Source organism: Lactiplantibacillus sp. 7.2.4 (genome assembly GCF_018991185.1).
GTDB lineage: Bacteria > Bacillota > Bacilli > Lactobacillales > Lactobacillaceae > Lactiplantibacillus > Lactiplantibacillus pentosus.
This window is the reverse complement of sequence record NZ_JAGYGS010000081.1, coordinates 1-10,629: the sequence shown is the minus strand read 5'-3', so window position 1 is coordinate 10,629 and position 10,629 is coordinate 1. Positions and strand designations below refer to the sequence as shown.

Annotated in this window: 11 protein-coding genes; 8 read left to right on the top strand and 3 right to left on the bottom strand. The window is 45.1% G+C overall.

Translation table 11 applies throughout. The features are described 5' to 3' along the window. Window positions 1-60: 60 nt before the first annotated feature. Window positions 61-486: a hypothetical protein gene (locus tag KGF70_RS15495; RefSeq protein ID WP_216769456.1), complete on the bottom strand. Its 426-nt coding sequence runs from the start codon at window positions 484-486 to the stop codon at window positions 61-63. A gap of 204 nt (window positions 487-690) precedes the next feature. Between KGF70_RS15495 and KGF70_RS15490 the strand changes: the two genes are divergently transcribed. The 8 genes from KGF70_RS15490 (at window position 691) to KGF70_RS15455 (ending at window position 9,475) form a co-directional block, all read left to right on the top strand. Then, entirely contained in the window at window positions 691-1,989 is a 1,299-nt protein-coding gene (locus KGF70_RS15490) for a glycosyltransferase family 2 protein (RefSeq protein WP_216769457.1), read from the top strand. Window positions 1,990-2,009: 20 nt separating this feature from the next. Further along, window positions 2,010-3,572: a hypothetical protein gene (locus KGF70_RS15485; protein WP_216769458.1), complete on the top strand. Its 1,563-nt coding sequence runs from the start codon at window positions 2,010-2,012 to the stop codon at window positions 3,570-3,572. Between the two features lie 213 nt (window positions 3,573-3,785). Beyond that, the gene (locus KGF70_RS15480) at window positions 3,786-4,256 is read left to right on the top strand and encodes a flavodoxin (protein WP_157685910.1); all 471 of its coding nucleotides are present in this window, start codon (window positions 3,786-3,788) and stop codon (window positions 4,254-4,256) included. Window positions 4,257-4,391: 135 nt separating this feature from the next. Next, window positions 4,392-5,432: a zinc-dependent alcohol dehydrogenase family protein gene (locus KGF70_RS15475; protein ID WP_216769459.1), complete on the top strand. Its 1,041-nt coding sequence runs from the start codon at window positions 4,392-4,394 to the stop codon at window positions 5,430-5,432. Window positions 5,433-5,489: 57 nt separating this feature from the next. Then, window positions 5,490-6,137 (top strand): NAD(P)H-binding protein, encoded by a 648-nt coding sequence (locus KGF70_RS15470; protein ID WP_216769460.1) that lies wholly within the window; start codon window positions 5,490-5,492, stop codon window positions 6,135-6,137. A 171-nt stretch (window positions 6,138-6,308) separates the two neighbouring features. Further along, complete coding sequence (locus KGF70_RS15465; RefSeq protein WP_216769461.1) at window positions 6,309-6,956, top strand: flavodoxin; 648 nt, start codon at window positions 6,309-6,311, stop codon at window positions 6,954-6,956. 1,142 nt (window positions 6,957-8,098) lie between these two features. After that, a complete protein-coding gene (locus KGF70_RS15460) occupies window positions 8,099-8,953 on the top strand; it encodes a phage integrase N-terminal SAM-like domain-containing protein (protein WP_216769462.1) in 855 nt (284 codons plus the stop codon). A 321-nt stretch (window positions 8,954-9,274) separates the two neighbouring features. Continuing rightward, window positions 9,275-9,475 carry a YozE family protein gene (locus KGF70_RS15455; protein WP_216769463.1) on the top strand — a complete coding sequence of 67 codons (201 nt, stop codon included), beginning with the start codon at window positions 9,275-9,277 and terminating at the stop codon, window positions 9,473-9,475. Window positions 9,476-9,574: 99 nt separating this feature from the next. Here KGF70_RS15455 and msrA read toward each other — a convergent pair whose 3' ends face one another. Both msrA and msrB read right to left on the bottom strand, forming a co-directional pair. After that, the gene (gene msrA, locus KGF70_RS15450; protein ID WP_216769464.1) at window positions 9,575-10,093 is read right to left on the bottom strand and encodes a peptide-methionine (S)-S-oxide reductase MsrA; all 519 of its coding nucleotides are present in this window, start codon (window positions 10,091-10,093) and stop codon (window positions 9,575-9,577) included. A 27-nt stretch (window positions 10,094-10,120) separates the two neighbouring features. Continuing rightward, window positions 10,121-10,555: a peptide-methionine (R)-S-oxide reductase MsrB gene (msrB, locus tag KGF70_RS15445; protein ID WP_216769465.1), complete on the bottom strand. Its 435-nt coding sequence runs from the start codon at window positions 10,553-10,555 to the stop codon at window positions 10,121-10,123. Window positions 10,556-10,629: the final 74 nt, after the last annotated feature.

The window sequence follows — 10,629 nt, the reverse complement described above, 5'->3', positions numbered from 1 at the left end:
TTCCATAGGGGTTCACTTTACTTCCATGATGGAGCGCTGCTTTTTTGGCCGTTAGAATAATCAAGAATGGACATTTTTATGCCCAGGATAATCAAATGCAAGTTGGACTAAGAGCTGCAATCCAGCGGCCGCAACCCAGATGACCAACCAAATGAAGCTGATCCAATTGATCCAAGCCGCATGAGTAAAGAGGTTAATGAGGAGTAGCCAGTTCATACCAAACAGCCAACCACAAAGACTCGTTTGGATTGGCCGCACCCAGTTTAGTGGTGGCTGTGGTCGGAGTGGTGCAATGATAATTAGTGCTGCAGGTATTAGCATGCTCTCGATGAGCGCCCCGTAATGTTGGGGGTCGGCTTGCCAGGCACTGATGCCGAAAATACCGTAATGAATGGGAATCACATTCAATAGTTGTGCGCGCCACAAATACAGTCCAAGTGGTTGGAGCACCAGTAAGATGAATAAACCGGCAATTAGCTTGCGCATCTAATCACTGCTTTCTTATTAGTTAATAACGTCATTTTATCAGGCTATCAACTAACTGACTACCGTATTATTGTAAAATTCACGTAAAAACGCTGTAAAATCCGACTATGATTTGTTCACTATGTTTTCATAACGTCAATAATGGGAAAATATGAAAATAGTGCGTATAATACCGACTTAATAAAGGTATTTGGGGGGATTGCAATGATTTTAATCACGCTTGCCATGACAATTTCGGTCATGTTCTATCTTTATTTTTTAATCAATCTGGGGTTGATCAACCACTACCGGGAGCCGACCCGCGTCTATCTCAAAGGCCCAACCCCGTATCAGCTCTTTTTGATTATCCCGGTTCTGAATGAAGAGCGCGTCATTGGCAAAACCGTGGCCCAGCTCTCTAATGCACTCGATCAATTACCGGCATCCATCCATGCCCAGTTAATCGCAGTGGATGATGATTCTAGCGACCACAGTTTATTGATGCTAACTCAATCGCAGTCACCGTATTTGCAAGTTTTACACCGTGCCGCCAACGAACAGGCGGGGAAGGGGGCGGTCTTAAATACGGCCGTGCAGTACATTCACCGGACGTTGGCAACAGATGTTGACCCGCGCAAAACCGTCATTGGTGTACTGGATGCCGACGCATTTATGAACGCTTCGGATTTAACTCGGGTGGTTGCCCGTTTTGAACAAGATGCCCGGTTAGCGATGCTCCAAACGAGTGTTAGTATTTACAACCAACCCAATTGGCTCACTAAGATGCAAAATTTTGAATTCATGGGCGTTAATAACGCGACACAACAGCTTCGTAATCACCTCGGACAAGGAATTGCATCGGGGAATGGTCAGTTTGTGCGCTTCGATTTGGCGCTGAAAAATCCGTGGGGCGATCGGTTACTTGAAGATTTGGAGTTTACCCTGCGAACCTGGCTGTTGGGCGGGACACGAACCGAGTTTGACCACACGCTGGTCGTACAGCAAGAAGCTGTCGAACAGCTCAAACCGTTTTTCCGCCAACGCGTTCGCTGGTGTCAGGGCGCCGTGCAGTGTATGCATTACTTACCAGCGCTCTGGCGGTCACCATACTTGAACGGCTTTCAAAAAGTCGATACGAGCATCTGGATTTTGATGCCCATCACTGGTTGTATCGTACCGGCTACCAGTTTAGTGACACTAACCATTCTGATTCAGCGTAGTCTGGTCCATTGGCAAGCTGGATGGCACCATCTCGCAATCGGCACACTGGTCATGATTGCGTTAGCCGCGTGTTGCGTGCTAGCCGCGCTTTATCAGCGTAACTGTACGACCGTTCATCAGCCAATGTCCTTAGCGCTCGCCATTCGTGAAGCGTTAAGCTTTCAAGCATTCTTATTAATTATTAGCCTCACGCCATACGTTGCGATTTATCGGCAACTGCGCGGACAGACCGCTTGGGCCAAAACTCATCACGGGACGGTGATTCGACCACGCAAATACGCTGGACTTAAACGATCATACTAAGGATAGGAAGGAATCGACTCATGAAATGGCTAAAACATCTGTTTCAAACGATTGTTTTACTAGTTGCCGCGGGACTAATGAGCTGGTTATTGGTCGCAAATTTGGAGATTGGCTTGCCACAACACGCGACTCCGAGCACGCTGTTCACTAGTGGACTAATCTTCTTAATCCTGATCAGTGCCATTGGCTTTGGCAGTTGGTGGCTCAGTCGACACGGTACGGCCTGGTTGCTGAGTGTATTTGTGGGACTAACTTTACTCAAATTACCGTTAATTGCCGGGCTAAAGATTCAGCCAACCTCGGATTTTTGGAACTATCACACGCTCGCGGCCTTTAGTGCCCAAGGATTAACTTGGAAACAGCTATGGCAACAAGGGGTCATTGGAAACTACGTCCTATTTCCACACGCGCTCAATATTGCAAACGGGTTCAGCTTAGCTGCGGCTTTTGGCGGCGATAATTATTTTGTTAGTCAACTGATTAATATCAGTTGTAGCTGGTTTGATATGCTGCTCATTTACTGGTTAGTCGCGCGCTGGCTATCCCGTCAATTAGGCATTGCAGCAGCGCTCATCTTCTATTGTATTCCCGCATACTGGTTGTATGGAAGCTTGTTAAATGGCGGTGAACCGTTCTTCTTAACCAGTGTGTTGCTCAGCATGTACGCCCTGACACGCGCGTTAGTCCCACTTTCGACAACCACTCGGACTGACCAACGCTTGTTCCTCGGACTAGCTGTCATCGCAACGGTGGTGGCCAATATGCTACGTCCAATCATGGCGGTATGGGTGATTGCTGTGGCGCTTATGGCCGCATTTGTCTACAGTCGTTCGAACTGGCAGCGATTGCAGCCGCAATATCGACAGCTTCTGCTATATAGTGGGGTTGTGCTAGCTTTATTCGTCACGGCGACCAATCTCGACAGCTGGCTTTACGGCATTCGAATCGCACCATCCCGCGTTGAAACGTTGTACAGTTTGGCGACCGGTACTGATCCAAATACTCACGGGACCTACAGTGCCCATTTACAAGCAAGTGTTGATCATGAACTGCGAGTCGCACCAACGTTGAATCAGGCGTACCCACAAATCACGCGGCACCTGGAAACGACGCTACAAACTAATTTGACGCATATCAAACCACAGTTGGGCAACTTTGCAAATCAGAAGATGCAAAACTTCGCCCGCGAAGATTATGGTTACGACTGGTCGTTATATAATCTTAGTCACCATGGTGGTGCGCTCAATCACAACTGGTTTCACTGGGCACCCATAATCGTGTCTCTAGCTGTCATTTATTGGCAAGGCATGTTGGTGTTAGCGTTACTCAGCATCATGATGGGGCTCTGGCTTCAGTGGCGGCACCATTATTTGAATACCTACTTGATGATGGCTGCTTTATTATTCGACGGGTTCACGCTAACCGCCTTACCACTGGAAGTGCAGGGGCGGTATCACGTGATTTTGTACTTACCAATTATCATGTTGCTGATTTGTGGGGTGGCCGGGGTCAAATTATGGTGGCGTCAACGACAGCATCATTTGACGATCATTAACGCCAGCAACAGTATCTCGGGGGCCTAGTCAGTTTGGGGCTGGTTTGTTGTCGATCTTCACTGGCACTATAAGATTCATGGAAAATATCGATTGTGGTCTTCGAAAAGCTTGTCGGGGATACGATCGATATTTTTATTCGCCATTAATTAAAACTTTTTTGATCAAACGCTTGCCTTGAAGTTACTTCAAGGTTCTATACTAGTAATTGTATTGAAGTCATTGGAAGGAGGAAACCGATCCTTGTTAAAACATATTATTGTGGTTTACTATTCATGGTCAGGCAATACTGCGAAAGCAGCACGGGAGATTGCGGCACAGGCACATGTTAGTCCAATTGAACTAACGGTTGCTGATGACACATTCTCAGCCGATATGTATGCCACCGCAACCATCGCTCAGCACCAGATTGAGACGGATACGTTGCCTCAACTGACCAACGTCATGCCCAGTGTTAGTCCAGATGACATTGTACTGGTCGGTGGCCCAGTCTGGCACCACTCAGTTGCAACCCCAGTCCGGCAATTCTTGCGTCAAATAGCGGGTTTTAAAGGCATTGTCGCACCATTTTATACGCATACGGGAACTCCGGGGACATATGAGGCCGAGATTGCCCAACTAATTCCAACTGCGCAGGTTAAGTCAGGCCTCGCAGTTGACCGTCAGACGACCACGCCACAGATTCTGCAATGGCTGAAAACCGTTGCAGCATAGCGTCTGACGACTAGGGACAACGCCATATATCAAGAATCAGGGTCATGATGTGCTGATTAGACTAAATTTTGAGCCACGATAATTGAATCAATTAAATCACTAACAATTTTAAACAGCTTTAGGAGGCTATTAACTATGAAAACAGCAGTATTTGTTGAACCAGGAAAAGTTGAAGCACGCGAATTGCCAAAGGCGACCATTAAACAACCCACAGACGCCGTTTTACGGATCGTTCGGGCGTGTGTCTGTGGATCAGATTTGTGGTGGTTCCGCGGGATTTCAGATCGTAAGCACCCGTCAGCGGTCGGCCATGAAGCCATCGGGGTGGTTGAATCTGTCGGCGATGAAGTGACCCATGTCAAACCAGGTGATTTTGTTATTGCACCGTTTACGCATGGTTGTGGGCATTGTGCCGCTTGTTTGGCCGGTTTTGAAGGTAACTGTCTCAACAATCATCCCGATGAAATGGTTGGCTATCAGGGTGAATATTTACGTTTCACCAATGCGGACTGGTCACTGGTTAAAGTACCTGGCCAACCAAGTGATTACACCGACGCGCAGTTAAATGATCTACTGACGCTATCAGATGTCATGGCGACTGGTTACCACGCGGCTGCAACGGCTGAAGTTAAACAAGGTGATACGGTCGTTGTCATGGGTGATGGGGCAGTCGGACTTTGCGGTGTCATTTCTGCCAAGTTACGTGGTGCGAGTCGCATTATTGCCATGAGTCGCCACGCGGATCGACAAGCCCTCGCTAAAGAATTTGGTGCGACTGATATTATTGCTGAACGGGGCGATGAAGCGGTTAAAAAAGTCTTCGAATTGACTGATGGCAAGGGGGCTGACGCAGTGTTGGAATGTGTCGGTACTGAACAATCGGTCGATACTGCAGTGAAGGTTGGCCGTCCGGGTGCCGTTGTTGGTCGAGTCGGCGTCCCACAGAAGGCAGAAATGAACCCCAATAACTTATTCTGGCGCAATATTGGTCTACGTGGCGGGATTGCCTCAGTCACCACCTATGATCGTGAAGTCCTATTAGATGATGTTTTAAATGGTCAGATTCATCCCGGAAAGGTCTTTACGAAACGCTTTGACCTCGACCATGTTCAAGCAGCCTATGAAGCCATGGACAAACGTGAAGCCATCAAATCGTTATTAATTATCGCAGATTAACGCAGTTTGACGGTCTCACACAAGGCCAACTGAGTAACCAGATTGGAGGAAATCTATTTGAAAAACGTGTTAATCTTAGGTGCCAACGGACAAATCGCCCGCATCGTTGAAAAACGTGTTTTAGCGGAGCAATCCGATGTCCATTTGACATTGTTTCTACGTCAAAAATCACTACTTGCAAACCTAGCTGACAATTCGCGGGTAACCCTAATCGATGGTAATATGACCGATTATCAGGCCGTCAAAGCCGCTATGCACGGGCAAGATATCGTTTACATTGCGGCGGTGGATCACACACCTGATAACGTCATCACGCGTAATGTCATCAAAGCCAGTCGAGAACAAGGGGTTCAACGGATCATTGAATCGAGTCTATTAGGACTTTACAATGAAGTTCCTGGTGAATATGGCCGTTGGAATTATCAAATGGTCAAAAGTGGCCTACCAGCTGCTATTCACGCTGATGAATTACTAGCGCAGTCCGGAATTTCCTATACAACATTGCGCTTTCCATGGTTAAACGACCGTGACGAAATCAAGTATCAGCTGACTCACCGCAATGAACCGTATGTCGGCGTCTCTGGCTCGCGTCAAAGTATGGCCGACGTGATTGTCAAAATCATCGCAGATCCGACATTTTTAGCAAATGACAGCGTCGGGATTGCAGATGCTGCCACGCAGGGTGAGACTCGCCCAGTTTACTAATTTGTTTTAAGCACAAGCAGCCAAAAAGTCGTCTTCAAGATGGTGACCATTTGACTGCTTGTCGCTGTTTTTAAGCTTAAAAATGGCAGGGGCTAAAAAGCAGGGGCACGGCCGCGTTTTTTACAAGCCGAGTCCCTGCTTTAATATCACTTAGGAAGGGTGGTTATCGATATGCAACAACACTCATTAGGTCCGATTTTGGGTCATATTGCCGGTAAACCTGTGCAAGCCAATCAAGTCACACGCAAGGGCGCACGCTGGGATAGTGGGCGCATGACCCCATCTGATGGTCAAGGTACGACTAGTCAGGGTGTCGCTCGCCGAATCACTGAGAAAGCACATTACATCGTCATTTATTGGTCGCGTTCAGGTGCAACCGAATTGCTAGCCAGTAAAATTGCTAATTTGACCAACAGCGATGTCTGCCAAATTACGCTCACAAATCCGTATCCAGCTGATTATCTAGAAACCAGAACCCGTGCTAATCGTGAACGTGATACGGGTTTGACACCAGATTTAAATATGCAATTACCAGACCTGACGCAATATGAGACGGTTTATTTGGGCTTTCAAACCTGGGCCATGACACTGAGCGAACCACTTAAAGCATTCTTGAAAGCTTACGGAAACGAACTATCAGGAAAACGTATCATGCCATTTGAAACAAATGGCGGCTACGGTATTGGCAACTGCCTTGATGTGATATCTCAGTTGCTGCAAATCAGTGGCGCGACCAATTATACGATTGAACGACCACTAACGATTGCCGGTAATCAAGTTGATGTTGCTGACACAGCTGTTCGTGAATGGTGCGATTGATGGCTATAAAACGCGCTGTTTCCGCATTTATCAGCATATTTGAGGCACCGTCAATCTTAGTTACGCTTTCAAACAACCACACGAAGTCTTTAAGTGACCGCAACAGTTGGTGACCAAACATAGATTGCTACGCCTTAAATGAAAACCAGTAGAATTTGTAATATGGCCCGATTTGCTGAACGAATGCCATACAGCGGCATAGTTGTACTTTAAACCCAGCAATGCGTTCAAATATGGGTTGATTAGCGCGAATACCATTGACGGAGCCGTTGAATCAGATAACTTGAGCATTTGAACTAGCTAACTGTATTTACACAAACCAACGCCTGAATCCGAGTCTCATTTAACGGATTCAGGCGTTTTTAGTTGAATTTATTGAAGTTATTTTAAACAGCTCTGTTAAAACTCATTCTGATTTGTCAGTCAATCTAGAAAAAGTTATTTCAAAAAGTTAAAAAACTGCGCAAAAAAGACCAGTTAACGGTCAAACCAATGAGTCAGGCTTGATCCAGGCTAATTTAGCTAGGGGGCTTTTTTGATATATTCTAGTTTACATAATATATATTATACAAAGTAGAATCAAAAGTAAAAATACTCCCCCACGACCTAAAATGGTCCCCTGAACAACAATTTACAAACTTGATCACGACTTTTTCGTTTGCAACTTTCACCGCTGACATTTTAAAATGATAAATTGAATCTGAATTTTAAATTCGGCATATTAAATTCAATCGTCAACCGAAATATTTTATTTACTCAGATTCAATGATGAGCTTTTAAGTGTCATTTGAATTTGAATTAAATTTGATCGCTTGAATTGAATCATTCGTCAGTTATCAAGTTGGCTCAAATCTGACTCATGCTGAATTTGATTTTAGTATGTCGCAAATTCTGCTAATCATGTTACCAAGCAATTTTCTATCCTAATTACGATTTGTTCATCTGACTACTTAATTCACCTCAAATCCTTGATTCATATTCGTTGATTTTAAGCACAATTAACGACCAAAACTTGTCCGTCCATCATCTGAACTAGCTCTCAGAATGCGTCTCTCAGCACGCGATATATTGCTTGTTTTTTCGGTTATTTTATGTTTTAGTTAAAGTAAGATTTTATCACTTGAAAGGACGGCCTGCTGCCAATGACTGCTAAATTTCCGTATGCCCGTAGCTTTATTGCTTCCTTACAAACTGCTGGCAAACAAGCTAGTACGATTGAACAATATGAATTGACGCTCGCAGACTTTTTTAATTATGAACAACATTTCAACGAGACTTTCGCTAAAGATCAGTTACTCGCTGACTTAACTGAAAATAATATTCGCGCCTATTTGGAAATGCTACGTGAGCAACGCCAATTCAAACCGTCAACCTTGAACAAAGCACTTTCAAACTTAAATGGTTACTTCAGCTACTTATTTGCCCATCGAATTATTACAACGCTGCCGACGTTTGCAATCAAAGGACAACCCTTACTAAACCAACCGACAACCACCACGTGGCCAGAGTTACTCCCACAATGGTTGGCAAACGAAGACCTGCACCCGTATACGCGCTTATTTTTATTGCTAACTTACAAGGGTTATACCGCCACCGAAATGCTGACGCCTGGGTTCTATCAGGATTTTAAACAGCTACAGTTTACCGTTGACGAACACCGCTTTATCATGACGTTACAAACCTATTTACAATCTTTACAAGCACAAAGTGGCAGCCCAGATTTGTTCTTAAAGAAGCGTCAACGTGGCAATGATCCACACATCACTTTGGCGGCGTTGCACAAGTATTTAGCCGGCGACGACCAGCGCTTAGGCGTGCCACTGAAGCCCGTGACGCTCCGTCAAGACTTTATCCTGTGGTATTTAAACCAGCATCGGACGACTGAACCCACCCAAATTATGACACGCTTACGCTTAGACGCAACCAGCCTCGAATATTACCAAAATTTGCTCAGACAACGTGATTTGCGGACCTTACAAGCTAAGCGAACCACCTGAGCCACGTTAAGCCACCTACAATTACCGTTGCGGGTGGCTTTTGATTGTGTGGTTATATCAGTCTTCAACTGCTTTACAGGTAGGTTTTTAACTAGACTGGGCACCAGGTAATCAGCAACTAACAGGTGAGTTTGATCATTAACTTTACTAGTTAAAGTAACATTACGTTATTACGACACCTTTACAATACTTTACAAACGTAGGACAAGCATTACACTGCATTTGCTAGTTAGTTAAGAAGCCTTAAAACGCCTGTACAGCGGCAATCTTTGCGGTACACTGGTTATATTGATTAACCAAAGTACTTGAAAGGATGATTTGATGACATTTTACCGTTGGCTGGAACCGTTCATTGAACAAAACGGACCGTTCGCTCCAGCTGCTTCTTACGCCCATTCTGATTTTGATTTTCCAATGACGAGTAATGTTCACGAATTATCTGATTATATTACTTATTTGAATATTCGCGACTCTGTCAAACAATCCTTTTATTCAGCGCTCAATGCTTATCAAGCTAAATAATGGGACTTAATCAATCATTATAACTGATAATAAAACCCGGCTTATGACGTCCCCAAAATTCGTCATAAGCCGGGTTATTTTTTTGTGTCCTTGTACTAACTAGTCTTGCCAGTGTTCCTTAATAAAGGCTTCACGGCCGCCCATTTCTTCAATCTGATAACGAAATGGATTGCGACGATAGAAGTCTTGATGTTCTTCCTCTGCTGGATAAAATGGCTTGGCGTCTTCAATCGTCGTTACGATTGGATCAGCGAATTTACCGCTGGCTGCCAATGCGTCACGTGAAGCCGTGGCGACCTTCCGTTGTTCCTCACTGTTCACAAAAATGACAGGCCGATAGCTATCACCGCGGTCTTGGAATTGACCAGAGGCGTCAGTCGGATCTGTTTGGCGCCAATAAATTTCAACCAATTGCGCATAGCTAATAATTTCAGGATCAAAGGTGATTTCGACCGCCTCAGTATGACCAGTCGTATGGCTGGCAACTTGTTCATAGGTCGGATTAGCAACGTGACCACCCGTATATCCAGAAATCACGGACTTGATTCCAGGCTGTTGATCAAATGGTTTGACCATGCACCAGAAACAACCGCCAGCAAAAATTGCAGTATCTGTCATATTAATCCTCCATTTGGTTTGAATGTCTTATTTAAATAACTGCCGGTATTGACCGTAACCCGCGGCTTCTAATTCATCAACTGGAATGAATTTTAGTGCGGCTGAATTAATGCAGTAGCGCAATCCACCCTGGTCACGCGGACCATCTGGGAAGACGTGCCCTAAATGCGATTTCGCCTGCGCGCTAGTCACTTCGGTCCGATGCATGCCGAACGAGTCATCGTAATGTTCGTTGAGATTAGCCGGTTCAATCGGTTTCGTGAAGGATGGCCAACCACAGCCAGCATCGTATTTATCACGCGAACTGAATAATACCTGACCGCTTACAACATCAACATAGATGCCGTCTTGATAAAAATCATCATATTCACCACTAAAAGGTCGTTCAGTTGCTGCCTCTTGAGTGACTGCATATTGTTCAGGTGTTAGGCGTTGCCGTAACTCATCTTGCTGCTTAGTCATTAAAATCAGTCCTTTCAGCTATTAAGTTGTGTACAACTTAATTACCTTATTATCATACCCCATTTACCCCAAAA

Excerpts from the sequence above, each read along its gene's own strand:
- msrB (WP_216769465.1), bottom strand. The coding sequence starts at position 10,555 with ATGACTAAGCAGCAAGATGAGTTACGGCAACGCCTAACACCTGAACAA.
- KGF70_RS15490 (WP_216769457.1), top strand. The coding sequence starts at position 691 with ATGATTTTAATCACGCTTGCCATGACAATTTCGGTCATGTTCTATCTT.
- KGF70_RS15465 (WP_216769461.1), top strand. The coding sequence starts at position 6,309 with ATGCAACAACACTCATTAGGTCCGATTTTGGGTCATATTGCCGGTAAA.
- KGF70_RS15455 (WP_216769463.1), top strand. The coding sequence starts at position 9,275 with ATGACATTTTACCGTTGGCTGGAACCGTTCATTGAACAAAACGGACCG.
- KGF70_RS15460 (WP_216769462.1), top strand. The coding sequence starts at position 8,099 with ATGACTGCTAAATTTCCGTATGCCCGTAGCTTTATTGCTTCCTTACAA.
- KGF70_RS15475 (WP_216769459.1), top strand. The coding sequence starts at position 4,392 with ATGAAAACAGCAGTATTTGTTGAACCAGGAAAAGTTGAAGCACGCGAA.
- KGF70_RS15485 (WP_216769458.1), top strand. The coding sequence starts at position 2,010 with ATGAAATGGCTAAAACATCTGTTTCAAACGATTGTTTTACTAGTTGCC.
- KGF70_RS15495 (WP_216769456.1), bottom strand. The coding sequence starts at position 486 with ATGCGCAAGCTAATTGCCGGTTTATTCATCTTACTGGTGCTCCAACCA.
- msrA (WP_216769464.1), bottom strand. The coding sequence starts at position 10,093 with ATGACAGATACTGCAATTTTTGCTGGCGGTTGTTTCTGGTGCATGGTC.